At 41.5% G+C, this 24,943-nt stretch carries 19 protein-coding genes and 4 tRNA genes; 15 read left to right on the top strand and 8 right to left on the bottom strand.

From position 1 onward, the window contains the following. Positions 1-241: 241 nt before the first annotated feature. Entirely contained in the window at positions 242-1,354 is a 1,113-nt protein-coding gene (locus tag A9J31_RS08280) for an HPP family protein (protein WP_067763977.1), read from the top strand. 106 nt (positions 1,355-1,460) lie between these two features. On the opposite strand, the gene A9J31_RS08275 is transcribed toward A9J31_RS08280, so the two are convergent. After that, positions 1,461-1,718: a PspC domain-containing protein gene (locus tag A9J31_RS08275; RefSeq protein WP_067763974.1), complete on the bottom strand. Its 258-nt coding sequence runs from the start codon at positions 1,716-1,718 to the stop codon at positions 1,461-1,463. Positions 1,719-2,022: 304 nt separating this feature from the next. On the opposite strand from A9J31_RS08275, the gene A9J31_RS08270 reads away from it, so the two are divergent. Next, positions 2,023-2,697 carry a hypothetical protein gene (locus A9J31_RS08270; RefSeq protein ID WP_150922992.1) on the top strand — a complete coding sequence of 225 codons (675 nt, stop codon included), beginning with the start codon at positions 2,023-2,025 and terminating at the stop codon, positions 2,695-2,697. A gap of 91 nt (positions 2,698-2,788) precedes the next feature. Here the strand turns inward: A9J31_RS08270 and A9J31_RS08265 are convergent. From A9J31_RS08265 to A9J31_RS08240, 6 genes are all read right to left on the bottom strand, one after another. Further along, a tRNA-Lys gene (locus A9J31_RS08265) sits at positions 2,789-2,864 on the bottom strand. A 258-nt stretch (positions 2,865-3,122) separates the two neighbouring features. Beyond that, a tRNA-Lys gene (locus A9J31_RS08260) sits at positions 3,123-3,198 on the bottom strand. Between the two features lie 49 nt (positions 3,199-3,247). After that, positions 3,248-3,323 (bottom strand) — tRNA-Lys (locus A9J31_RS08255). A 21-nt stretch (positions 3,324-3,344) separates the two neighbouring features. After that, positions 3,345-3,420 (bottom strand) — tRNA-Lys (locus tag A9J31_RS08250). Between the two features lie 140 nt (positions 3,421-3,560). Continuing rightward, complete coding sequence (locus tag A9J31_RS08245) at positions 3,561-5,402, bottom strand: long-chain-acyl-CoA synthetase (protein WP_067763971.1); 1,842 nt, start codon at positions 5,400-5,402, stop codon at positions 3,561-3,563. A 187-nt stretch (positions 5,403-5,589) separates the two neighbouring features. Continuing rightward, positions 5,590-9,087 (bottom strand): Rne/Rng family ribonuclease, encoded by a 3,498-nt coding sequence (locus A9J31_RS08240; protein ID WP_067763968.1) that lies wholly within the window; start codon positions 9,085-9,087, stop codon positions 5,590-5,592. Between the two features lie 758 nt (positions 9,088-9,845). Between A9J31_RS08240 and A9J31_RS08235 the strand changes: the two genes are divergently transcribed. The 7 genes from A9J31_RS08235 to A9J31_RS08205 all read left to right on the top strand — a co-directional run bounded on the left by A9J31_RS08235 (position 9,846) and on the right by A9J31_RS08205 (position 17,944). Next, positions 9,846-10,814, top strand: a complete 969-nt coding sequence (locus A9J31_RS08235) for an RluA family pseudouridine synthase (RefSeq protein ID WP_067763966.1) — start codon at positions 9,846-9,848, stop codon at positions 10,812-10,814. A 183-nt stretch (positions 10,815-10,997) separates the two neighbouring features. Then, the gene (locus A9J31_RS08230) at positions 10,998-11,666 is read left to right on the top strand and encodes an HAD-IA family hydrolase (protein ID WP_067763964.1); all 669 of its coding nucleotides are present in this window, start codon (positions 10,998-11,000) and stop codon (positions 11,664-11,666) included. 511 nt (positions 11,667-12,177) lie between these two features. Then, positions 12,178-12,975: a 2-keto-4-pentenoate hydratase gene (locus tag A9J31_RS08225; RefSeq protein WP_067763961.1), complete on the top strand. Its 798-nt coding sequence runs from the start codon at positions 12,178-12,180 to the stop codon at positions 12,973-12,975. Between the two features lie 36 nt (positions 12,976-13,011). Continuing rightward, positions 13,012-13,908 carry an acetaldehyde dehydrogenase (acetylating) gene (locus A9J31_RS08220; RefSeq protein ID WP_067763958.1) on the top strand — a complete coding sequence of 299 codons (897 nt, stop codon included), beginning with the start codon at positions 13,012-13,014 and terminating at the stop codon, positions 13,906-13,908. A gap of 11 nt (positions 13,909-13,919) precedes the next feature. After that, positions 13,920-14,939, top strand: coding sequence for a 4-hydroxy-2-oxovalerate aldolase (dmpG, locus tag A9J31_RS08215; RefSeq protein WP_067763955.1), 1,020 nt, complete (start codon positions 13,920-13,922; stop codon positions 14,937-14,939). Between the two features lie 597 nt (positions 14,940-15,536). After that, positions 15,537-16,793 (top strand): OprD family outer membrane porin, encoded by a 1,257-nt coding sequence (locus A9J31_RS08210; RefSeq protein WP_067763952.1) that lies wholly within the window; start codon positions 15,537-15,539, stop codon positions 16,791-16,793. Between the two features lie 293 nt (positions 16,794-17,086). Next, positions 17,087-17,944, top strand: coding sequence for an alpha/beta fold hydrolase (locus tag A9J31_RS08205; RefSeq protein WP_067763949.1), 858 nt, complete (start codon positions 17,087-17,089; stop codon positions 17,942-17,944). A 405-nt stretch (positions 17,945-18,349) separates the two neighbouring features. Here A9J31_RS08205 and hcaR read toward each other — a convergent pair whose 3' ends face one another. Beyond that, positions 18,350-19,255: a DNA-binding transcriptional regulator HcaR gene (gene hcaR / locus A9J31_RS08200; RefSeq protein ID WP_067763946.1), complete on the bottom strand. Its 906-nt coding sequence runs from the start codon at positions 19,253-19,255 to the stop codon at positions 18,350-18,352. A 279-nt stretch (positions 19,256-19,534) separates the two neighbouring features. Between hcaR and hcaE the strand changes: the two genes are divergently transcribed. The 6 genes from hcaE (at position 19,535) to hcaD (ending at position 24,838) form a co-directional block, all read left to right on the top strand. After that, positions 19,535-20,902: a 3-phenylpropionate/cinnamic acid dioxygenase subunit alpha gene (hcaE, locus tag A9J31_RS08195; protein WP_067763943.1), complete on the top strand. Its 1,368-nt coding sequence runs from the start codon at positions 19,535-19,537 to the stop codon at positions 20,900-20,902. Next, complete coding sequence (gene hcaF, locus A9J31_RS08190) at positions 20,899-21,417, top strand: 3-phenylpropionate/cinnamic acid dioxygenase subunit beta (RefSeq protein WP_067763936.1); 519 nt, start codon at positions 20,899-20,901, stop codon at positions 21,415-21,417. The genes hcaE and hcaF overlap by 4 nt, the downstream gene beginning before the upstream one ends. Continuing rightward, the gene (gene hcaC / locus A9J31_RS08185; RefSeq protein ID WP_067763933.1) at positions 21,417-21,743 is read left to right on the top strand and encodes a 3-phenylpropionate/cinnamic acid dioxygenase ferredoxin subunit; all 327 of its coding nucleotides are present in this window, start codon (positions 21,417-21,419) and stop codon (positions 21,741-21,743) included. The genes hcaF and hcaC overlap by 1 nt, the downstream gene beginning before the upstream one ends. Before the next feature lie 2 nt (positions 21,744-21,745). Next, positions 21,746-22,564, top strand: a complete 819-nt coding sequence (hcaB, locus tag A9J31_RS08180; protein ID WP_067763930.1) for a 3-phenylpropionate-dihydrodiol/cinnamic acid-dihydrodiol dehydrogenase — start codon at positions 21,746-21,748, stop codon at positions 22,562-22,564. A gap of 64 nt (positions 22,565-22,628) precedes the next feature. Beyond that, positions 22,629-23,591, top strand: a complete 963-nt coding sequence (locus A9J31_RS08175) for a 3-carboxyethylcatechol 2,3-dioxygenase (RefSeq protein WP_067763927.1) — start codon at positions 22,629-22,631, stop codon at positions 23,589-23,591. 11 nt (positions 23,592-23,602) lie between these two features. Continuing rightward, positions 23,603-24,838, top strand: coding sequence for a 3-phenylpropionate/cinnamic acid dioxygenase ferredoxin--NAD(+) reductase subunit (gene hcaD, locus A9J31_RS08170; RefSeq protein WP_067763924.1), 1,236 nt, complete (start codon positions 23,603-23,605; stop codon positions 24,836-24,838). The last annotated feature ends 105 nt before the right edge of the window (positions 24,839-24,943 follow it).

Below are 24,943 nucleotides of genomic sequence, written 5' to 3'. Positions count from 1 at the left end.
CTCTTTTATTTTAGCGAGTACAGATGTGAGCGCTGATAGATTTTTTATTTTAAGTATCAGTAAAACATGATGAGCCTTTTAGGCTCATTTCTTGTGTTAAAACTACGCAAGTAAGCGGTGTATTTAAATTGAAAAGGATCAAAAGTAAAATTTATAAGATAAAGATGTAAGTTGAATACATCTTATTGTTTGCATGCCTTTATAATTGCAACATCTCGCAAAATAACAAACAAGGTATCTCGTGTTTCACGCAAAATCAGCTTGGCTCAATACGCTTAAACCCAACTTTAAAGTTCTGCCTTTAAAAGACCGCATACTTTGTGGGGTGGGGGCTTTATTGGGTTTAGGTTTATCTTCTTTTATTAGTTGGTTAGCGCTAGGTGACTTAAATGCATGGTATATCGCCCCGATGGGTGCTTCATCTGTGTTGCTCTTTGCTGTACCTGCTAGTCCATTAGCACAGCCATGGAATATGGTGGTGGGTAATACGCTTGCGGCGTTAATTGGCGTGACCTGCGCCATGTTTATACCCAATTTAACCGAAGCTTTTAGTATTGCGGTTGCTTTAGCCATTGTTTTAATGATGACCACAGATTCTTTGCATCCACCAAGTGGGGCAGTGGCGATTACAGCCGTTTTGGGTGGTGAGGCTGTTCATGATTTAGGCTATGCCTTCTTATTCTATCCAGTGCTTTTAAATTCAGTATTGTTGATGGTGGTTGCAATTATTTATAACCGATTACTAGGCAAGCAGTATCCACAAAAAGCACAAGTCAATACTCGGACGACAGATCCAACACCGACACAAAAAGTGTCGATTCAGCCAGCGGATATTCAGCAAGTCTTAGAACAGCAAAGTCAGTTGCTTGATATTAGTGAATATGACTTACAAAAAATTATTTTAGAAGCACAGCAATTAGCCAGTCGTCGTGGTACGAGCCAATTTAGTTGTCGAGATATTATGAGCCAGCAGGTGATTTATTTACGTGCGGAAGATGATATTCAATCTGCACTAGATAAATTTAAACAAGTGAATTTAATGAGTTTGCCTGTGGTTAGTGATTTAGATCGATTGGTAGGCAATTTAGCTTTATACGATGTAGTGGAATGGTTTAAACGTGCGGCAGATCCAAAAGCAAGTTGGGAAAATCATGTGTATCAAATTATGAATCCTAAAGTGGTTACCGTTCAGCCGGATCAGCCGATTGAAGACTTGGTGCCATATTTTGTGGAAAGATCTTTTAATTATATTCCAGTTGTTGAGCAAAAACGGTTGGTGGGAATGATTAGCCGCGCCGACATGATTGCCGCCTTGTCTCAACAATTGAACGCACTACAGCAATATAATCATTAGCCGTAGATTCACTGAATTTAAATATTTTAATGCTAAATTTTGGACAAAAAAAAGCTACGGAAACTTGGGGAAGAGACCGTAGCGACCAAACTGAGGTCAAGGGATATTAACGTCTGTCATCATTCACAGTACGCATAGAGTCTGAATAGCGATTGGTCGAGTATAGATTGTCTTGTGATTTAGGCATCACTAACCAAAGTACCAAATACACCAAAATACCTGGGAAAGCAGCACTTAAACACGAAACAAATATAAAGATAATACGCAGTAAATTAGCGTTCCAACCAAAACGTTCAGCAATACCTCCCATCACACCAGCAATCATGTTAGAGCGGTTTGAGCGATATAAACCAACATTGGCCATTCAGTTCTCCTTTGAAATCGAAAATGAATCATCAATTGATCCATACAATATAGATGGTGATGCAGTTAACGATTTAAAGGGCCATGATTCGAAAAAAAGTAAAGTTATGTAATCTTTTGCCAGTCCTTGATAAGTTTGCCTTTAGAATGAGCCAAACAAGAGTGATCTTACTTAAAGATCAATGATAACAATGAGATATAGCTAACATTTATTAAAATATATGTGTACAGTTGTAGAGAAATCGTTACAATATTGATCAAGTATTAATTTAATTCATTCCAAAGATTGAAATTGGTTCTGACTAATGATGAAAAAAATGGCCACTCAGCCCAGATCAGTATCTTTTTCTTTATATGCTGTAATTGCTTTATGCAGTGGATTTGGTGTGGCGTGTAGTTCTTCAAATACGCCTGAAAATGCCGAAAAAAATTCAACGAATAATCAACCAACTGAAGAAATACAGCCAGCCCATGCAGAGGCACAGTCTGATCATGGCAAAAAACTGACTGAAATTGCCGGTCAAGCAACAATACCGCATGATAGTGGTTTAGATCCTGCACCTGTACCTGAGCATGCCAAAGTATTTATTGGGCGTTTTCATGCCAATGTAAAATGTGATGATCATTTTATTCCTTGTAAGGAAGGCAATGCAGATTTCATTCTAAATTTATTACCTGATGGAACAGTACACCGCAGTATTATTCAATTTGGTAAAGTCTTTGCTGATAAAGCGCCACAGCCAGGAAATAATGTCAATTATCGGAAGGACACTTGGACCGTCGATCAAGCACATCAAGAACTGGTAGTCCATCGTAAAGAAGGTGTAAATTTTTATTATAAAGTCATTGATGAAAACAGAATTGTGATGGATTTAGATAAAATTCGTAAGGGGATTGAACAAGAAGACCGAAATCAAGAACTCTTTTCGCAAGGTTATCCTGAGCCGCAACAAGCATACGAATTGGTCAAAGATCAATAATAATGAACTTAATTTGAGTTTAAAAAATATTGATGTAAATGAGAGCGGCGTTCAAAGCATTGAATGCCATTTTTTTTGAAGCTTAAATAATTGGTGGGTTGTGTGGGGTTCGAACCCACGACCAATAGATTAAGAGTCTACTGCTCTACCAACTGAGCTAACAACCCTGAGAAAATTTTAAAATAAGATTTTAAAATTTTTGCAAGATAAGCGAAGCGTGTCGTTTTGAATACTAGAGAATATTTGTCATCTAATATTTTTAAGTCAAATACTTAATCTAGTCAGACAAGAATGATACTTCGCAACATCGATATAGCAAATAACGAGAATGGCGAATCAAAACCGGAGGGAGATGGTTTGTCTTGGTCGGAACTTGCAGGTTTCATATTCTTCGCATGCCGGAAGAAAGAAGCCCTAAGAAAGAATGGTGGGTCGTCCGCGACTCGAACGCGGGACCAATAGATTAAAAGTCTACTGCTCTACCAACTGAGCTAACGACCCTTAGGGGGTATCTACAAGATTGTATTCTAAAACTGATGTTTTAAAAAGATGGTGGGTCGTCCGCGACTCGAACGCGGGACCAATAGATTAAAAGTCTACTGCTCTACCAACTGAGCTAACGACCCATCTTGTGGTATCGAAGGAAATGGTGGGTCGTCCGCGACTCGAACGCGGGACCAATAGATTAAAAGTCTACTGCTCTACCAACTGAGCTAACGACCCATTTCGCTTGATGGTGCGTATTGTAGCAAGATCTGCTTCAAGCGCAAGTAAAAATTCATAAACTTGCTTTTGTTTGATTATAAATACAACAAAGTAGCTCATTTTAGCGGATATCTGTCGCTAAAATGAGCGCTATTTGCTTAAAAACGGTATTTATATGCCTGAATATTGGCATAAATTTCAGGAGTTAAATCACAGTAAGCCGTTGCGTTTGGCAGCAATACCAATAAACGATCATCAGTTTGCTTAGGATCAAATGCCTGTTCTTTCAGCTTATTTTTTTGATATTTGAAAGTCCCCGTGGTTTCTACTTGCTTTTGAATACGTAAAAATACTGGAACAGCATATGCTGGGAGTGATTTCTTAAACAAGTTAACCATGGCGCTACAATCTTGTTCGTTTAATTCAGCTGCATCGGTGAGGGTAATCGCTGCCATACCTGCGCGGCCATTGGTGTCAGGGATTTCAACGCCATACACGACTGCTTCAGCAATTTTTTCATATTCACTGACCATATTTTCCACTTCAGTGGTAGATACATTTTCGCCTTTCCAGCGGAAAGTATCGCCTAAACGGTCGACAAATTGAGCATGTCTAAAGCCGATGTCTCGTACCAAATCACCTGTGTTGAAGAATGAGTCACCGTGTTTAAATACGTCTTTCATCACCACAGACTTATTCTTTTCGGCATCAGTATAGCCATCGAATGGAGAGCGACGCGTGATTTTCCCGACCAATAAGCCCACTTCACCTTTTTTGACTTTTTTGCACCAGCCTTTGGCATCACGTACAGCTTCATTTTTTTCTTTGTCAAATTGAATAATGGCATACGGGGTAGGCGAAAAGCCGACAGTATTGTCAAAGTTAAATACGTTACTAAAACCAACATTGCCTTCACTTGATGCATAGAGTTCAAGTACTTCTTCTACGCCAAAGCGTTCTTTGAATTTGTCCCAAATGTTTGGTCGCATACCGTTACCAATCATTTTTTTCACACGATGGCCTTTTTCAAGCTCCGAAACAGGCGCGTCCATCAGGTAGCGGCAGAGTTCACCGACATAACCAATAGCTGAAGCATCAAATTTCTGTACATCTTTCCAAAACGATGATGTTGAAAATTTACGACGTAGCGCAAGGGTAGCACTACCTGCAATGACACCACACCAGCACACCACCGTACCTGTTGCATGATAAAGCGGCAACGTTACGTACATCACATCATCTTTATTGAGATTTAGGACGTGGCCATAAGTACCATACGCCAAAGTCCAGCGGCTATTGGTGAAGATAACGGCTTTAGGTAAACCTGTGGTGCCCGAAGTATAGATGTAGAACAAACCATCTTTACCTTTCACGCTGGCAGTGGTTGGAGTGTTAAATTTTGGAAATTGATCAATTGTTTCTGCAAGGTTAATAAAGCCTTTAGGCGCTTTACCTGCATCAATACGTGTGGCTTGGTCGGCAAACCAATGGAGGCGATCTGCTGCAACGGTTAAATCGTCACGGACATCTTGAACAGCTTGACGGCATTCTTCACCAACAATTACCGCAATGGGCTTCACCAAGTTAATGCTGTGTGTAAGGACTTTACCGACTTGAGCTGTATTGACTAAAGCACTCGTCACACCAATTTTTGCGAGGCCGACAATAGTTGCCACGAGTTCAGAGCGGTTTTCAATCATTACCGCAATCACATCACCTTTTTTTGCACCAAGGGATAAGTAGTAATGACCGATTTGGTTGGCCCATTCATTGAGCTCGTTATATGTATATTTTTGATCTTCAAAATACAGTGCAAAACCTTCGGGATTGCGTTTTACCGCTTTTTCAAAGGCGATGCCTAAGCCAGCAGGGGTGTTTGGGGTACGTAAATAGGCTTGCTTAAGACCACTCAACAAGTTGGGTACTTTGCTAATAAACGCGGGGATTTTTGCTGCGACGTCAGCAATCCCAATAAGGTCGTGTTGTGTAGTTTGGCTCATGTGAATCCTATTTATTTTTCGTAATCCGATACGGTTTATTTCTTTGCAATAATTTTGCAGCAATTTCTACAATTGTCTTTTAATCGTTTCGATCTAGTGCAATCAACCTAATTTGACAAAAGTATCAAAAAAAAACCAGTCACCGAAATGACTGGATTTTTTTAATCACCTGCAAAAAAGCAAATTATTACTCAGCTGCGGTGTTCGCTTTCTTAGGTGGGCGACCACGAGGACGACGCGGGCGAGCTGGTTTTTCACCTTCTTCGTTTGCATTGTCTTCAGTTGAGCTATCGGCTTTCTTTTCAGTTTCAATAACTTGAGCCGGTTCTTCAGCTTTTTTTGCTTTTGGCGTCGGTGCTTCTGCAACCGGCGCTTCAACTTCAAGTTCAGCTTGAACTGGTTCACTTGGCGCTTCTGTTGCTACTTCAGCTGGTGTTACATTTTCTGTAACAGCTGTAGTCGCTTCAGTCACTACTGGTGCTTCAACCACTTCCGAAGGTGTTACTTCAGTTGTTGTTTCAGCAGGTGCAGCAGCTTCAACCGCCTTCACATGATCTTGCTTCGCTTGTTCAGCTGCAAGTTTTGCTAAACGACGACGTTCACGTGGGTCATTTGCAACGCGATTGTCAGACGCTGGCTTTGGCGGAGTTAAATCCAACATAGGCGCAGGTTCGGCTTGCGGTGCTGCTTTTGCTACTTGCACATCACGGGTAACAGGCTTTTTCTCTACAGCTACTTCAGTCTGAGTTGCTTGATTTGCAGCATATTCATCTGCAAATTTTTGTAACGCGCGGTTGAAGGTTGGAAGTAGTCCAAATTGCTCGATCAATACTGAACAATCTTCTCCATATACATGGCGAATCAAGCTGCCCACATTGTATTGAGCAAGTTCAGGGATTTGCGATGGCGCAATTTTTGGAGCCTGTGCCTGTTGAGCACGTGCTGCACGTTGTTCGCGGCGGCGTTGACGTGGGTCATTGCTGGCACGACTTGGTTTTTTCTCGTTTGCCTTGTGTTGTGGCTCTGATTTCTCAGCTTCCACAGCAACAACAGGTTGTTCAACAACAGCAGCAGCTTCTACGACAGGAGCAGGAGTTGGCTGTTGAGCCTGTTCAACAGGCGCTGGATTTAATGCAACGATCTCACTTTGTGCTTGATCTACATTGACCACCAAAGCAGTTGCCATAACGTCTTGTTGAGGTGCATTCACTAACTCAACTTTCGGCTGGCGGTTGTGCTGTGTCGGAGCAGTTTGCTGTTCAGCAGCAACTTCCTGTGCAATCGCTTGTTCATTTAACACGCTTTGATCGCGTTGGCGATTTGGGCGGTTCGGGCGTTGCTGGTTGTTGCGGTCACGACGTGGAACAGACTGCGTTTGTTCATTGTTTTGAACATCTTGCTGTGTGTTTTCGTTGTTGTGCTGACGGCGAGAATTGCGACGATTTTCACGTTGGTCTTGACGGTTGTTGTCTTGACGCTCTGAACGTTGCTCTTGACGGTTGTTGTCTTGGCGCGATTCATTGCGTTGCTCTTGGCGATTGTCATGACGCTCAGAACGTTGTTCTTGACGGTTGTCTTGACGTGATTCATGACGATCTTGACGGTTGTCTGAACGTTGCTCTTGGCGCTGTTCATGGCGATCTTGACGTGAAGGTTGTAACACTTCTTCATGAACTTGATGTGATTGAACATCTTGTTCACGTGCTTCTTTGTGCTTGTTTGGACGCTTCTTGTTGTGACGTTTTTCTTCACGTTCAGCTTTTTCTAAGCTGTCACGTTCTTGTTTATGTACAACAGATGAAGGTGCAAGATAAGCATTACTATCGGCAGTTGCTACAGATGCAGCAGCATTAATCTGGCCGAATTGACCACGGCTAGATGCACCGTTGTTTACCATTTGCTCAATCGCTGCGGCTGCATTGTTTGCAGTGCGAGATTGATCAACGGTCGCTGCTTGTTTTTGAACAAACAAGTTTTCAAGCCAAGCGCATGGGCTGGTTGATGCTGTAGGTGCAGGAGCTGCGACTTGAGCAGGCGCTTGCTGAGCTACATTTTGTTGTTGATGCTTGTTCTTCTTATGGCCTTTTTCTTGTTGTGGTGCAGGTGCTTGTTGTTGCGCAGCAGTCTGTTCTTCACCTAAGTGCCATTCAGATGCTTCGTAGCCCAACTCTTTTTCACTTGAACGTGTAGCTTCAGTACGTTCATAGCTGGTTGGTGCAAAGCCTTCAGGATTATACGAAATTTCGTAATGTGGTGTTTCTAAGTGTGGGTGAGGAAGCACAGTCACACGTACATTTGAAGTTTGCTCTAAATAAACAAGGCTGTGACGCTTTTCATTCAATAAGAATGCAGCGATTTCAACAGGAACTTGTACTTGAACTTCACCATGACGTTCACGTAGTGCAATTTCTTCCACTTTGCGCATGATTGAAAGTGATAGAGAGCGTAGGTCACGTACCATACCTGTGCCATGACAGCGAGGGCAAACATAACCAGTGGCTTCTTCAAGTGATGGGCGTAAGCGTTGACGGCTCATTTCCATTAAACCAAAGCGAGACAATTGGCCGAATTGAATACGGGCACGGTCGCTTTGTGTTGCTTCACGAAGTTTTGCTTCAACCATACGTTGGTTGCGGTCTTTGGTCATGTCGATGAAATCGATCACAACTAAACCACCGATATCACGTAAGCGTAATTGGCGTGCAATTTCTTCAGCAGCTTCAAGGTTGGTATTGAGTGCAGTATCTTCTACATCGCTACCACGAGTTGATTTTGCTGAGTTGATGTCAATTGAAACCAATGCTTCAGTTTGGTCAATCACAATTGAACCACCTGAAGGTAATTTCACTTCACGCTCATAAGCTGTTTGAATTTGGCTTTCAATTGCAAAGTGTGCAAATAAAGGCTCATTCAAGGTATAGGTTTTAAGCTTGTCGAGTTGACGTGGCATAACTGCTTTTACGAAGTTATACGCCTCGTTATAGGCTTGTTCTGAGTCAATTAAGATTTCAGCAACGTCATCACGTAAATAGTCACGAATAGCACGTGTAACCACGCCTGCTTCTTGGTGAACCAACATTGGTGATGGGCCAGAGTTTGAAGTACTTTGGATTTGTGCCCAAAGGTCTAGCAAATGCTGTAGGTCAAGTTGTAGTTCTTCTTGTGAACGGCCAATACCTGCAGTACGAACGATCACGCTCATGCCACGAGGGACATTGAGTGATGCCAACATTTCTTTTAATTCTTCACGAACTGAACCAGAAATTTGACGGCTAATACCACCACCTTTCGGGTTGTTTGGCATTAATACCAAATAACGACCAGCGAGTGAAATAAATGTTGAAAGTGCAGCACCTTTGTTGCCACGTTCTTCTTTTTCCACTTGAACAAGAAGTTCTGTACCTTCAGTGATCAATTCGCGGATATTAGAAGTTTGGCGAGGATCTGCTTTGTAATAAGAATTAGCTATTTCGCGCATCGACAGGAAGCCCTGACGACCTGCACCATATTCAACGAATACAGCTTCTAAAGAGGGCTCTACACGGGTCACATGACCTTTATAGATATTCGATTTTTTTTGTTCACGGGTACGATTCTCTAAGTCAAAATCGTAAAGACGCTGACCAGTGACAAGTGCAACGCGAATCTCTTCGGCATGTGTTGCATTAATCAACATACGTTTCATGGGTGTAACACCTAATAGTGATACACAGGAGAACATCGCTTGATTCGTAGCGAGCATCACACATCATGGATCAATGTGCTCAGATCACAAAAAGTGTGTACTGAGCATTTTTACCGGCCTTCTTTTGGTGGGCAACGGTTTTTGATTCACGTATTGATGATGGCAATACGGCTTCAATCTTTTAAACGATTAAAGTCACCTGACTCTTTCACTGGCGGACAAACGGTGCATTGGATGTGAGTAACTTTCACTGTCACATTGCTCGAAGAGCATCCATTCATATCTGATAGAGCGTCTTGATACGGAATTATCGTCGTACCTTTACAAACTGTGCAGATCCAATGCATCAAACGTTGTGGCCTGAAGATATTTCAGGGAGCGACTGGTCTGATGTGTATCAGTTTACGTTTAAAAACCAACCTTGGTTGGCGCATATTTTTTTGCGGCAAACTGTTTTATGTACCTACGGTACAATTAAACGCAACAGTTTGCTGTTTTGCCGATATAATAAGCCTTCGGCGTCGGCATAATTCTTTTGGGACCTTTCCGAGCTAAAATGAGTAATGTGTTGAAAGTTCAAATGCAGTGAATACTGAAAATGAATCAACTTTTACTCAGTTACGGTGGTTTCCGTGCGCTGACTATATCAAACCTTGCATCATCTGCCTATGGGCTAAGCTTATGTTTCTTGCGAAAAGTATAGCTTAAATGATCATTTTTTATTCAATTTTAGTATTTTTTTAGGTCACAGTAACTGTATGAATTCTACGCAAGAATGGCAAAGCGTCACCTGGTTTGAAGTGGACGAGCATCAGGCGGGTCAACGTATTGATAATTTCCTGTTTAGTCGTCTTAAAGGTGTGCCTAAAAGTCGCATTTATCGCTTGATTCGTGAAAGCCAAGTACGTGTAAACAAGAAACGTGTAAAAGCAGAAACCAAATTAAATATTGGCGATCAAGTTCGTGTTGCGCCAATACGCTATGAGCAAAAAGATGAAACGGCGGCACCCGTATCTGACAAAGTTGCGCAAAGCCTGCTTAGTCGTGTGGTGTATGAAGATGAAGGCTTAATGGTCGTGAACAAGCCTTCAGGTATCGCTGTACATGGCGGTAGCGGTGTGGCTTATGGTCTGATTGAAGGCTTACGTGCGGCAACAGGTAAAAAGTATCTTGAACTGATTCATCGTATTGACCGCGACACTTCGGGTCTGGTGATGATTTCTAAAAAACGCAGTGTGTTAAAAAGCTTACAAGACATGCTACGCGAACACAAAATCCAAAAAACCTATGCGGCTGTAGTAAAAGGCGTGGTGAGTTTGGATAAGCAACTGATTGATCAACCTTTGCATCGTTATGAACTTGCTAATGGTGAGCGTCGTGTACGTGTGTCTAAAGAAGGGAAAGACTCAAAAACCCAGTGGAATGTTAAAGAGCGCTTTATGCATGCCACATTGGTATATGCATCTCCACTTTCAGGTCGTACCCATCAGATTCGTGTGCACGGTTTAAGTATTGGTCATCCATTGGTGGGTGATGAAAAATACGGCCATGAAACTGAATATCGTGGGCCGAAGCCACGTCGTTTGTGCCTACATGCAATGCGCTTAGAAATCCCTGGTTATCAAACGATTGAAGCGCCTTTGCCTGAAGATATGCAAAGCATTGTGGCTCAGCTACGTGCACAAAAGGCAGACAAGGTAGTGAAGTCTATAGAAGATGATGAGTAAGTTTTAATCTATCTTGTATGTTGATGCTTATGAAAGTTTTCATCTTTAATTAAAGAGGGGCTAGGGGAGATGTTGTGAATTGACCTCTCCTAAACCTTCACTTGCGCTTCAATTTAAAAGCATTGCTTTAAATCTTGCTCAGGAGAGGGCTTTAATAGCTGAATCAAATATTAGGAACCTTATATGAACTCACCTGTAAAACTGGTCATTTTCGATTGGGATGGCACTTTATTTGATTCAGTTGGTCAAATTGTCTCGAGCTTAAAGTTTGCAGCTCAAACTTTTGAACAACCATTAACAGATGCCGATGCGAAAAGCATTATTGGCTTAGGTCTGCCTGAAGTGGCACAGCGATTATTTCCGACTGTGCCTGAGCTGCATCACGACATTTTGCAAAGCTACTCTGAGCATTATGTGGCGAACTCTAAGGGCGATATGTGGTTTACAGGTGTCGCTGAAATGTTAAATGAACTGAGAGCTGCAGGTACACAATTGGCTGTTGCCACAGGCAAGAGTCGCAAAGGACTGGATCGTGTATTGGCGCAAACCAATAGTCGTGATTTATTTGTTACTACACGTGCTGCAAGTGAGACTAAATCTAAGCCAGATCCACTGATGCTTGCGGAAATATTAGCAGAAACAGGCATCGCTGCTGAGCAGGCTATTATGGTGGGGGATACATCCTACGATTTGGAAATGGCGCGTAATATTTCGATGCCGCGTATTGGAGTGTCCTACGGAGTACATAGTGTGGAAACGTTGAAAAGTTTTCAGCCATTGTCGATTGCGCATGATGTTGCAGAGTTGCAACAGTTGTTATTGCAGTACGTAAGTTTGAGTGAAGCTGTATAAAACAAATATGTTGATCTTTAATTCAGTGTGAAAAGGAAAGTTCGCTTTCCTTTTTTTGTTTGAGACTGGCGATGACGCGCTGTAACAAAAAGGAAGCATCGTTAAAATCCTTTAAATCGGGCTTTTAAAAACATCTTGTTTTCAACAGTTATATGTGGGTTTGTGTGAAAAATAAACGAATAATCTAATCTTTTAGTCGTAGATGACTGTTTTTTTAACAGGAAGATGAATTTTTCGGCGCTTTATGGGTAGTTTAATATTTAGAAAAATAACTTTATGTTTTTGTTTTTAATCAATAAAACCAACTGAAATTATAGGATTTAACTATAGTCATAAATAAAATAAGTATTGGCATGAAAAGCTGAAAATCTTGATTCTAAAGTGGTTTAAAGATAGATGCGTTTTATGTGAAGGACGGTCAGCAAAGCCGATTGCAGATGCTGAACCGAGGCAACTTCTAATTCCTGTCACAGCGCTATAAGTCCATTTTTTGCAGTTTAAGGAAACATTGATGTCGAATTCTGCTGTTGTTGAATCAGTTGCGCAAGCTTTACGTAACGCTGAATTATCTCAAGCTGCGATTGCACCTATTCGCCCACAACTTGGTGGTGAAAGTGCAGATGTAGATATCGCTTATGCCGTTCAGGAAGAAAATACCAAACGTGCACTTGCTGAAGGTCGCCGTTTAGTGGGCCGTAAAATTGGTTTAACGTCTAAAGTTGTTCAAGCGCAGCTTGGTGTGGATCAACCGGATTTCGGTATGTTGTTCGCAGACATGGCTTATGGCGATGGTGAAGAAATCCCAGCAGGTCTACTTATTCAACCGAAGGTTGAAGCAGAAATTGCATTGGTGATTAACCAAGACTTGACCAAAGATAAACACACTTATGCAGACATTATCAGCGCAACAGAATATGCGTTGCCTGCCATTGAAGTTGTGGATAGCCGTATTGAAAACTGGAAAATCTCTTTGATTGATACAGTTGCTGACAATGCTTCATCAGCAGGTTTTGTATTGGGTTCAAAGCCTGTAAAACTTGAAAACCTTGATCTTGTGAACTGCAAAATGATCATGACACGTGGCGAAGAAGTTGTGTCTCAAGGCGTGGGTAAAGCATGTCTTGCAAACCCAATGAATGCTGCGGTTTGGCTTGCAGATGAAATGGTACGTCGTGGTCGTCCATTACTTGCAGGTGACATCATTTTAACAGGTGCGCTAGGGCCAATGGTTGTGGCAAATCCTGGCGATGAATTCAAAGTTGAAATTAAAGGCTTTGGTTCAGTAACTGCAGCATTTGCAGCGAAATAAGCTTGGTTTTAATGGAATATTTAAGAGTACACATTCATGAAAAAGATTAAATGTGCAATGATCGGACCAGGTAATATTGGTACTGATTTGCTTTACAAATTACAACGTAGCGAATGGTTAGAGCCAGTTTGGATGGTTGGTATTGACCCAACATCTGAAGGTCTTGCACGTGCTGCGAAAATGGGTTTGAAAACCACTGCTGAAGGTGTAGATGGTCTTCTTCCTCACGTTCTTGAAGATGACATTAAAATTGCATTCGATGCAACGTCTGCATATGTACATGCTGAAAACAGCCGCAAGTTAAACGAACTTGGCGTGTTAATGATTGACTTAACACCTGCTGCAATTGGTCCTTTCTGCGTACCACCGGTAAACCTTGAAGCATTGCTTGCTGCTGGCGAAGTGCCAAACGTAAACATGGTAACTTGTGGTGGTCAGGCGACTATTCCTATGGTTGCTGCAGTTTCTCGTGTTCAACCTGTTGAATACGGTGAAATCATTGCAACTGTATCGACTAAATCCGTAGGTCCAGGTACACGTAAAAACATCGATGAATTCACACGTACAACTGCGGGTGCAATTGAGAAAGTTGGTGGAGCAAAAGCAGGTAAAGCGATCATCATCATTAACCCTGCTGAACCACCATTGATGATGCGTGACACTGTTCACTGTCTAGTGGAAGGTGAGCCAGATCAAGCAGCGATCATTGAGTCAGTTCACGCAATGATCAAAGACGTTCAAAAATACGTACCAGGTTACAAGCTTGTAAATGGTCCAGTATTTGATGGCAACCGTGTTTCTATTTACTTAGAAGTTGAAGGTCTTGGCGATTTCCTACCGAAATATGCAGGTAACCTCGACATCATGACAGCAGCAGCTGCACGTACTGCAGAAATGTTTGCAGAACACGTTTTCAATAAAGAAGAAGCTTAAGGAGCAACCTCATGTCTAAGATTATTGTTCATGATATGACTTTACGTGATGGTATGCACCCACAGCGCCATCAAACCACTGTTGAGCAAATGATTGCCATTTCAACAGCACTTGATGATGCAGGCGTACCTTTAATTGAAGTGACTCACGGTGACGGCCTTGGCGGTTCATCTGTAAACTACGGTTTCGCTGCTGCAACTGACGAAGAATACTTGTCTGCTGTTGTGCCACGTATGAAAAATGCAAAAATTTCTGCATTACTTCTACCTGGTATCGGTACGGTTGACCATTTAAAAATGGCACATGAAATTGGTGTTTCTACTATTCGTGTGGCAACTCACTGTACTGAAGCGGACTGTTCTGAACAGCACATCACAGCTGCACGCAAGTTAGAGATGGATACTGTGGGCTTCTTGATGCTTGCTCACATGGCAACGCCTGAAAAATTGCTTGAAGAAGCGAAGAAGATGGTGTCTTACGGTGCAAACTGTATCTATGTCACTGACTCTGCAGGTTACATGCTTCCCCAAGATGTACTTGATCGCGTAGGTCACTTACGTCAGCATTTAGATTCAAGCATTGAGCTAGGTTTCCACGGTCATCACAACTTAGGTATGGGTGTTTCTAACACTGTTGCTGCGGTTCAAGCTGGTGCAGTACGTGTCGATTTAGCATCTGCTGGTCTTGGTGCGGGTGCAGGTAACACGCCACTTGAATTGTTCATTGCAGTTGCTAACCGTATGGGTATGGACACTGGCGTTGATTTGTTCAAAGTACAAGACGTTGCTGAAGATCTTGTGATTCCAATGATGCACAACCCAATTCGTGCAGACCGTGATGCGGCAACTTTAGGTTATGCAGGTGTTTACTCATCATTCCTATTGTTTGCTAAACGTGCTGAAGCTAAATATGGCGTTTCTGCGCGTGAAATCCTCATGGAGCTTGGTCGCCGTGGTACAGTTGGTGGTCAAGAAGACATGATTGAAGATTTAGCGTTGACAATGTCTAAAGCTAAAGAAGCAAATGCTTAATTTAAGTATCTGTTTAAAAAGCGCCCAAAAGGGCGCTTTTTTTATAGCTCTTAGCAACCGCATTGAAATTTGCGATCGAGGATGATGTGTAGGTGAATTTTAATATTACTGTCAGTATGAAGTTGGGTCTGTTCACTATGCGCTCACGGTTCATTTCATTTTAAGCACTAAGCTTCAATAACATATTGAAAAAATTATGAAAAACAGCATTAAATTAAATTTAAGCCAGATATTAAGTATTTGATATTTATATAATAAATATATGATGTGATTGTTTTATCTTATAATTTAAATGAGGATGAATCTCAGATAACCATTTTGATTAAACTTAAAAGCAATTAATAACTGACTTGTAATTGCATAAAAAATAAAAAAAAGAATTTTGATTTAATAAAACAGGCATTTAATTAAATCGCTTGGTACAAACAGTGAAAATGACTTATTGCTTAAATATCTAAAGAAAAATAGTCACTTTGAGTAAAACAGTCCTAAGAATAGAGCTTTGGCTGAAACCTTAATACTGTAGTCGGATTTTTAAAAAGAGCATTGTTTAGCATGATGGTGCCATAGCTTAATTTGATTACTGGGAAATAAGCCATGCGTCGTCAAAATTTATGGATAGCAATTCTTGCTGCGACAGCAACATTAGGAACTTCTGCAACTTATGCAGATTTTGTTGACGATAGCCAAGTGCAATTAAAATTTAAAAACTTCTATCTTGATCGCCAAATCAAAGAAAATCCTGCAGAGAACTGGGGTTCATGGTCGCAAGGGATCACTTTGGATGCGAAGTCAGGTTACCAAGATATTGGTGCTGGCATTCAAGTAGGTGCAGATCTTTTGGTACAACATGCATTCAAATTGAATGCGCGTGATAAAAATCCAGACTGGATTTTGCCGCATGATGGCAAAGAATCAAAAGATAATTTTGGGAAGGTTGGTGCGACATTAAAAGCCAAAGTATCTCAAACTGAATTGAAAGTAGGTGAATTATTACCTGTTTCTCCAGTTTTAGTTTTCGATCCATCACGTCAGTTGTTGACGACTTATAGTGGTGCATGGTTGGAATCAAAAGATGTAAAAGATACTAAGTTAACCTTGGCTTACATCGATGGCATTAATAACCGTTATGACAATCAGTTCCGTGAGTTAACTAAATTTGCGCCACCAGCAAATTATGATACAGGTGCGGAAGCGGATGGTATGTACATTGCGGGTATTGATCACCAATTTACACCTGAGATTGGTGCAAGCTACTGGTATGCCGATGTACAATATATTTATACCCAGCAATATGTTGGTGCAAACTATAAAACCAAGTTAGGTGAAAAAGCCAAACTTGATAGCCATGTACGTTACTTCGATAACTCAGATTCGGGTGACAAATTATATGGTGAAGTGGATAACCAAGCATTATCGGTAGGTGCAAAAGTGAATTATGGTTCACATACCTTCGGTTTAGGTTATCAACAAATGTTTGGTGATACAGCATTCCCGACATTGGGTGGATGGGTGCCTCAGCCTTATTTGGTGAACTGGGGTGTAGCAACATTCACCAATGTAAATGAAAAATCATGGGGCTTCACCTATGGTTATGACTTTGCTGAGTTGGGTGCGAAAGGCCTAAATGCAACGGCTGTTTACTTCACTGGTTCTGATGCTGAAGTTAAAACAGCGCAAGGTGCGCTAAAAGATCAAAAGTCGGATGAATTTAATTTGATCGTAAATTACACCGTACCAGAGGGTAAATTGAAAGGTTTAGGCATTCAAGGAATGTATATTGACGCCAATTATGACTGGAAATCAGACCTGAAAGAGTACCGCGTAGCAACGACCTATACGTATAAGTTCTAATTAAAGCAATGAAAAAGCGGGAAGATAAATTGGCATTTCCCGCTTTTTTTTTAAAGGCCTATTCAAAAGCGAAATACCACAATAATCATAAGGGAATTATGATTATTTAACTCTTTAAAAACAAATACTTAAATTATAGTCATTTTGTTGTTTATGATCGTAAATATGTATCAGTTACAGTCTATTGAACAGGTAATATGAGACTGTAAAAACACAAAATTCGAAAGAGTCCCTCTTGGGTTTAAAACCGCTATGGTTTGAAACACAAGTTCTACGCAATACGAGGAGCATGTATGAGCACTGTTCAGATTCCTGACTATACAACTGATTCATTCTTTGGTTTAGAAGATAAATGGATTGAAACTGCTGAAGGCGAATTGACTCATTACCACGAAGTGGGTGAGGGTACACCAATTCTATTTTTACACGGTTCAGGTACAGGTGTATCTGCTGCTGCTAACTGGTGGTTGAACCTACCTCAAATTGGTGAACAAGCACGTTGTATCGCAATCGACACGATTGGTTATGGTCAAACTGTTGTTGCACCGAATACTGCGTATGGTATCCGAGCTTGGGTTGATCACGCCGTGCGTACGTTAGATGCACTTGGTATTGAAAAAACTTGGTTAGTGGGTAACTCACTTGGTGGTTGGTTAGCATTCCAAATGGCGCTTGACTATCCAGAGCGTATTTTGGGTATCGTTTCTATGGGTACAGGTGGTGCGAAACAAACTGCAGCACTTAAAGCACATGCAAACCCAGTATTAACTGAAGAAGGGATCAAGAAAACTTTGTCTATGTTTGTTGTAAACAAAGACTTGATTACTGATGAATTAGTAAAAGTACGTTTCGCTTCTGCTGCAAATGACTATGCATCAAATCGTTTGATGGATGTTGTTGGCGCACGCGACCGTGACCGTTTCGAATTCCCATTAGATTTCGAAAAAATGAAAGACATTACTGTGCCAGTATTGTTGATTCACGGTGTACAAGACGTGGTGATTCCTGTATCTCGTACTTGGGATATTTTGAATACCGTTCCTCATGCTGATGCGCATATTTTCAGCCAATGTGGCCACTGGTCTCAAGTTGAAAAAGCAGAAGAATTCAACACCGTGATTAAAGATTATTTAAAAGCGCGTGGTGTGTAATTTCTTGTCACTGACATGAAATTCAAAAAAAGGATGGTTTTGCCATCCTTTTTTTATATAAATTTTTTGACAGAAATGCTTTAAATGAGTATTATTCTCATTAATAGCTGTCAAAATGAGTCTCTTGTATTGAGAAAAGTATGAAAATTAATCCATATAAATAGTAGGGAATATGGTTTTACTTATTAGACTTAAGTTGTAAAACGGCATTTTTTAGCTAAGTTTATAAATATCAAAACTAAAATTTATAAGTTATTTCCCATAAACACACTTTCACTGATAGATAAAAAGCGTCAATTAAAAGCTTTGAACGATTAAAAATAAGGCTAAATTGGACAAAAAAAAGCACCATTATTCATTTTAAAAATAATGGTGCAGTTTTTTCATTTTTTGATTTGATGAAAATTAACGCTGTTCGCGATTAATATCCAAGTAAAAAACTTTGGTTAATAGCTCAAGGAACTTATCTACTGCGACTGGAGTCGAATTTTTACGGTAGCTTACGTACAAATCGAGGTAGGGTAATTCGACATCTAATGGGCGAATCACCGTGTTATTCATGGTCAATGGTGCGATATAACCAGGTAGAATTGTGCAGCCTAAACCCATACCAATTGAGTTGATATTAAACAAAATATTGTCGGCTTTTTGAACAATATTGAATTGAATACCATGTGCGGCAGCGAAGCCTAAAATTACTTCGTGCAATGTGCCTGATTGCTCACGTGCAGGGATAATAAAATCGATCCCGTTTAAGGCTTTTACAGGGATACGTTCATACTTCGCTAAAGGATGATCTTTTGGCAAAATAAAGATTAAAGGTTCACGTAATACAAACTGGCTTTCCACTTCATCATTGTGGAAGTTGTTACGTGTAAAAGTGATGTCTAATTCACCTTTTTGTAGCAGTTTCATCTGCTCAAGGTTGTTTAAACTCAATAATTCAATCTTTAATTCAGGGTTTTGTACACGCAGATTTGGCAGTACATAAGGAAAGATTTTCATCTCAGCTACAGGCACAAAACCAATGCGCAACATCTGTTGTTTGGCTTGCGAAACCTGACGTGCCATGGCTACAGCCTTGTCTGCTTGAGCAAGTGTCAAACGTGCTTGTTCAAGAAATACGGCACCTTCTTCTGTGAGTTCAACTTTACGTTTAGTACGGTGTAAAAGTCGAACGCCGACATCTTCCTCAAGGTCTTTGATTTGCTGACTTAAAGAGGGTTGAGCGGTATAAAGTTTCAACGCAGCTTTACTGAAATTGAGTTCTTCAGCAACGGTAATGAAGTATCGTAGGTGTCGTAATTCCATAAAATTCAGCCCGTAGAGTAATCCAAAAAATGTCTTACTATTAAGTTGATTCAGTATAATCTATAAACAACTATTGCGTGTAGATTATTTTGCCATTCAGCAAATAAATGGTCTTGGTCAGCTGAAAACGGTTTGTCTATAAAAAAATCCTACCGTAATAATCCATAAAATCTCTTAATTAAAACAAAATAAATATTTCCCGAAAATCGCTCTAAAATCCATCATCGTTGAAAAGTTGAGTCTATTACTTTGTGCCTTATGGTCACAGGAGAGCTTTTCATGAGTGGAAAAATTGATGTGCGCGAAATCGATGCTTTAGTCGATGCACAAAATGGACGTATCACGCCATCTATCTATACAGATCCAGACATTTACGAACTTGAATTAGAACGTGTGTTCGGTCGTACATGGTTATTCCTATGCCATGAAAGCCAAATTCCTAAGGCTGGTGATTTCTTCAATACCTACATGGGTGAAGATCCAATCATCGTTGCACGTCAAAAAGATGGCTCAATCAAAGCATTCTTAAACCAATGTCGTCACCGCTCTATGCGTGTGAGCTTCGCGGACTGTGGTAATACACGTGCATTTACTTGCCCGTACCACGGCTGGTCTTATGGCATTGATGGTTCTTTAAAAGATATCCCTCTTGAAGACCGCGCGTTCCCGCACGGTGCTTGTAAAGAGAAATGGGGTCTTGTTGAAGTTAACCGTGTTAAATCATACAAAGGCTTAGTATTCGCTTGTTGGGATGAAACAACACCTGACCTAGAAGAATACATGGGCGATATCGCTTGGTACTTAGATGGTGTTCTTGACCGTCGTCCAGGTGGTACTGAAATTATCGGTGGTGTACACAAGTGGGAAATCGAGTGTAACTGGAAATTTGCAGCTGAACAGTTCGCATCTGACCAATACCACGCATTGTTCTCTCACGCATCTGCAATCCAAGTTTTGGGTGCAAAACCAGATGACGAATCATCTAAGAAATTAGGTGCTGCACAAACAGCTCGTCCAGTTTGGGAAACTGCGAAAGACGCGATCCAATACGGTTCACGTGGTCACGGTTCAGGCTTCTTCTTCACAGAAAAACCAGATGCAAACGTTTGGGTAGATGGTGAAGTTGCAAACTACTTCCGTGAAACATTTGATGAAGTTAAAGAGCGTTTAGGCGAAGTACGTGCATTACGTCTTGCTGGTCACAACACCATGTTCCCAACATTGTCTTGGTTGAACGGTACTGCAACGCTTCGTGTATGGCACCCACGTGGTCCAAACAAAACTGAAGTATGGGCATTCTGTATTGCAGACGCAGAAGCATCTCAAGAAGTGAAAGAAGCATTTGAGCGCTCTGCGACTCGCGCATTCGGTCCTGCTGGTTTCCTTGAGCAAGATGACTCTGAGAACTGGATTGAAATTCAAAAAGTTTTACGTGGCTATAAAGCCCGTCAAAACAAATTGATTATGGAAATGGGTAAAGGTAACGAGAAAGTACGTGAAGATGGTATCCCTGGTATCACCAACTACATTTTCTCAGAAACAGCTGCACGTGGTATGTACCGTCGTTGGGCTGACCTATTGATTCATGAAAAATGGGAAGACGTTGAAGCTGCGGCTGACGAATATGAGAAGGAGCTTATGAAATGAGTCAAATTAGTTTAGAACTCCATCACCAAATTAGTCAGTTTCTTTATCGTGAAGCAAAATTGCTTGACGATTGGAAGTTCCGCGATTGGTTAGCTGTATTAGCGGAAGATATTTCTTATACGCTACGCACAACACCAAACGCGCAAACACGTGACCGTCGTCGTTCGATTGAGCCGCCAACAACTTGGGTATTTAACGATACTAAAGATTTGTTGGAACGCCGTGTAGCTCGTTTAGAGACAGGTATGGCTTGGGCTGAAGAACCTCCTTCACGTACAACACACATGGTTTCAAATGTGATTGTTGAAGCGACTGAAGTTGAAGGCGAATATGACGTTTACGTAACGTACTTGTTGTACCGTACCCAGAAAGAGAAAGATGTAACAATCTACTGTGGTAAGCGTCACGACAAGATCCGCAAAGTCGACACTGAGCAAGGTTTCGAAATCTTCAACCGTAAGATTACCCTTGATCAGGTGACTTACAACTCACATAACCTGAGCGTGTTCTTCTAATGAATAAGATTTTTGTTTGCCAAGTTGACGAATTAGACGAAGGCGAAGCATTGAAAGTAGATTGCGGCGTTAACGGTATCGATGCGCTTGCAGTATTCAACAACAATGGCGAATTTTTCGCGATGAACGACCGTTGTTCACATGGTAATGCTTCAATGTCTGAAGGTTACCTTGAAGATGATGGCACTGTTGAATGTCCACTTCATTCGGCTCGATTCTGTTTGAAAACTGGTCAAGCATTATGCTTACCAGCAACAGATCCTATCAAAACATTCCCTGTGATTGTTGAAGATGGTGCTTTATACGTAGAGATGGCAGGAGAGTAATCATGGGTTGGCTACAAGGCGAAGTTGCACTTATTACCGGTGGTGGTTCAGGCTTAGGCTGGGCATTGGTTGAACGTTTCTTAGAAGAAGGTGCAAAAGTTGCTGTTCTTCAACGTTCTCAATCGAAAGTTGATGCATTGAAAGAACATTTTGGTGACCGCGTGCTTGCGATCGCAGGTGATGTAGCCAGCTATGAGGATAATGTTCGTGCAGTTCAAGCAACTGTAGAACATTATGGCAAACTTGACTGTTTCGTCGGAAACGCAGGTATCTGGGATCATTACGCAGATATCGTCAATACATCGGGTGAACAGCTGGAAAAAGCTTTTGATGAGATTATGGGTATTAACACCAAATCTCTCATCTTAGGTGCCAAAGCTGCACTTGATGCATTGATAGCTTCGGAAGGTTCTATCATATTTACTTTGTCTAACTCAGCACTGTATTCGGCAGGCGGAGGCCCTGTATACACAGCGTCTAAGCATGCTGGCGTTGGGATTATGAAAGAATTAGCCTATGAGCTTGCGCCTAAAGTACGAGTGAACGCTGTTGCTCCGTCGGGTATGAATGTAAACATCAAAGGTGCTGCTTCTTTAGGCCAAGAAAACCTCGGTCTACTCGATGCACGTGATCCTGAGAAGATTGCACGCGGCATGCCGCTCAATTTCTTACCCGAACCTGAAGATATGACTGGTTCATACGTGTTATTGGCTTCTCGTCAAAACAACCGCCCATTAACTGGTGTTTTAATTAATGCTGAATGTGGTCTGGGTATCCGTGGTTTACGTCAACCACGTGCTGGCTTCTTTGACGAGATTTAATTCGCCAAATACGTAAAGGACTTACTCGGCAGCCGTCTTGGCTGCCTCCGTTTAGGAGTCACCCATGGCCGTTAAACTTATTTGTGCATCGCACAGTCCCCTAATGGAATTCGCTTCTCCGCAAGAGAAATACAAAGAGGAAAAAGTTCGCGAAACTTTTGCCAAACTTGCTAAAGAAGTTGAAGACTATAATCCAACATTGATCATTACTTTTGGTCCAGACCATTTCAATGGTTTCTTCTATGACCTCATGCCATCTTTCTGCGTCGGTATTCGTGCCAAAGCAGCAGGTGATTGGGATTATGGTAAAGACAATGACCACATCAATGTGCCTGAAGAAACAGCAATCAGTCTGGTTCGTCGCGTATTGGATGAAGGTGTTGATGTTGCATACTCTTATCGTATGCAGGCGGATCATGGGGTGACTCAACCATTACATTTCCTTTGTGGTGGCAAGCTTGATCGTTATCCAACGATTCCAATTTTTATCAATGGTGCAGCTGCACCGATGCCAACAACCAAGCGTACAGTCGCTTTGGGTCGTGCAGTCGGTCAGTTCATTAAATCATTGAACTTAGAGAATGAACGTGTACTTGTTTTGGGTACAGGTGGTTTGTCTCATGATCCACCAACACCGCAAATGGGTTCAGTGCCTCCTGAAGTGGAAGAATTCCTGATTGCAGGTCGTAACCCAACAATTGATGCACGTAATGCACGTCAAGGCAAAATTATTGCCGTAGGTCAAAAGCTTGCAGCTGGTGATACTTCTGTCGCAGTGCCACTTAACCCAGAATGGGACCGTACATTGCTTGAAACTTTTGCCAAAGCTGACTTTGCTGCAATTGAAGCAATGACTGAAGCTGAAATTCGTGTTGAAGGCGGTCGTGGCGGTCAAGAAGTTCGTTCTTGGATGGCTGCTTTTGCTGCACTACATGAAGTGGGCGAATACGACATGACAACACATTGCTACGAAGACATTAGTGAGTGGATTGCGGGCTTCGGCATCGTATCTGCAGAATTGAAATAAGGAACAAACCCATGAGCCAAAATGGTATCGAAACCATCGTTATTGTTGGAGCTGGTCAAGCTGGTGCTAGCGCCATTTTAGAACTCCGTGCGAACAAGTATGAAGGCAAAATCATTTTGGTGGGTGATGAAACACATCTTCCTTATGAACGTCCGCCTTTGTCTAAAGACGTAATTCTAAAACCTGAAGAGACCAAAATCGAAATTCTGTCAGAAGAAAAATTGGCAGAACTCGGTGTTGAACATATTCGTGGCAATGGAGTGGTGAAAATCCATAGCGATGCGAAAACAGTTGAACTGAAAAATGGTGAAATTGTTGCATTTGACAAGTTGCTTCTAGCAACTGGTGGTGCAGCACGCCGTTTACCGAATTTCGATGCTTTGGGTAAACACGTTTATACCTTACGTAACCTTGAAGATTCACAAGCATTGGTGCCTGTATTACAAGCGGGTCGCCGTATTGTATTGATCGGCGGTGGTGTGATTGGTCTTGAGCTTGCATCTTCAGCACGTTCTAAAGACTGTATCGTGACCGTGATTGAAATGGGTCCAATGGTGATGGGGCGTTCATCTCCACGCGTATTGAGTGAATTTTTATTGGCTCAACAACGTCTTGCAGGTGTAGATGTTCGTCTTTCGACTTCTATTGCTGACTGTAAGCTTGATGGCGAAGAAGTGGTGATCACGCTTGAAGGCGGTGAAGAACTTCGTGCAGATGCTGTAGTTTACGGTATTGGCATTGTGCCAAATGCTCAACTTGCGGTTGATGCAGGTTTAGACGTTGATTTTGCCATTAAAGTGAATGATAACTGCCAAACTTCGCATCCAGATATTTATGCAGCGGGTGACGTTGCGACTCAGCTTCGTGACTGTGGTAACCACCGTCGTGTCGAAACTTGGGAAAATGCGAACTTGCAAGCAGGTATCTTTGCTCGTCATGTAATGGATGTAGAACATCCTACACCAAACCCAGCGTGGTTCTGGACAGATCAATTGAATATCAACTATCAATTTGTGGGTGATATGGCTGCAAGCGAATGGATGGTTCGTGGTGAAATTAAACCTGAGTTGGCGGCTGAATCTTCATTTGTATTGTTTGGTGTAACTGACGGTGTCATTGTTGGTGGTATCACTGTGAATGCTGCGAAAGAGATGCGTCATTTGAAAAAATTGATTAGCAAGAATGCGGCGTTTGAAGCGGATAAATATTTAGATTTAAGCCAAGATTTACGTAAACTTGTAAAGTAAGCTGAATGTCTAAGAGGAGCAGACTTACGGTAACGTAGGTCTGTTTTTTTATGTCTTTAGTTTTAGCGTCACGGCCTTACATTACATTTTGGTTTATATGCCTTT

Source organism: Acinetobacter gandensis (assembly GCF_001678755.1).
Taxonomy (GTDB): domain Bacteria; phylum Pseudomonadota; class Gammaproteobacteria; order Pseudomonadales; family Moraxellaceae; genus Acinetobacter; species Acinetobacter gandensis.
The sequence above is the reverse complement of the archived record's forward strand: the minus strand, read 5'-3'. Positions and strand labels throughout refer to the sequence as shown.

Coding starts and splice junctions, on each gene's coding strand:
- A9J31_RS08275 (WP_067763974.1), bottom strand. CDS start 1,718: ATGGCCAATGTTGGTTTATATCGCTCAAACCGCTCTAACATGATTGCT.
- A9J31_RS08270 (WP_150922992.1), top strand. CDS start 2,023: ATGATGAAAAAAATGGCCACTCAGCCCAGATCAGTATCTTTTTCTTTA.
- A9J31_RS08245 (WP_067763971.1), bottom strand. CDS start 5,402: ATGAGCCAAACTACACAACACGACCTTATTGGGATTGCTGACGTCGCA.
- A9J31_RS08240 (WP_067763968.1), bottom strand. CDS start 9,087: ATGAAACGTATGTTGATTAATGCAACACATGCCGAAGAGATTCGCGTT.
- A9J31_RS08235 (WP_067763966.1), top strand. CDS start 9,846: ATGAATTCTACGCAAGAATGGCAAAGCGTCACCTGGTTTGAAGTGGAC.
- A9J31_RS08230 (WP_067763964.1), top strand. CDS start 10,998: ATGAACTCACCTGTAAAACTGGTCATTTTCGATTGGGATGGCACTTTA.
- A9J31_RS08225 (WP_067763961.1), top strand. CDS start 12,178: ATGTCGAATTCTGCTGTTGTTGAATCAGTTGCGCAAGCTTTACGTAAC.
- A9J31_RS08220 (WP_067763958.1), top strand. CDS start 13,012: ATGAAAAAGATTAAATGTGCAATGATCGGACCAGGTAATATTGGTACT.
- dmpG (WP_067763955.1), top strand. CDS start 13,920: ATGTCTAAGATTATTGTTCATGATATGACTTTACGTGATGGTATGCAC.
- A9J31_RS08210 (WP_067763952.1), top strand. CDS start 15,537: ATGCGTCGTCAAAATTTATGGATAGCAATTCTTGCTGCGACAGCAACA.
- A9J31_RS08205 (WP_067763949.1), top strand. CDS start 17,087: ATGAGCACTGTTCAGATTCCTGACTATACAACTGATTCATTCTTTGGT.
- hcaR (WP_067763946.1), bottom strand. CDS start 19,255: ATGGAATTACGACACCTACGATACTTCATTACCGTTGCTGAAGAACTC.
- hcaE (WP_067763943.1), top strand. CDS start 19,535: ATGAGTGGAAAAATTGATGTGCGCGAAATCGATGCTTTAGTCGATGCA.
- hcaF (WP_067763936.1), top strand. CDS start 20,899: ATGAGTCAAATTAGTTTAGAACTCCATCACCAAATTAGTCAGTTTCTT.
- hcaC (WP_067763933.1), top strand. CDS start 21,417: ATGAATAAGATTTTTGTTTGCCAAGTTGACGAATTAGACGAAGGCGAA.
- hcaB (WP_067763930.1), top strand. CDS start 21,746: ATGGGTTGGCTACAAGGCGAAGTTGCACTTATTACCGGTGGTGGTTCA.
- A9J31_RS08175 (WP_067763927.1), top strand. CDS start 22,629: ATGGCCGTTAAACTTATTTGTGCATCGCACAGTCCCCTAATGGAATTC.
- hcaD (WP_067763924.1), top strand. CDS start 23,603: ATGAGCCAAAATGGTATCGAAACCATCGTTATTGTTGGAGCTGGTCAA.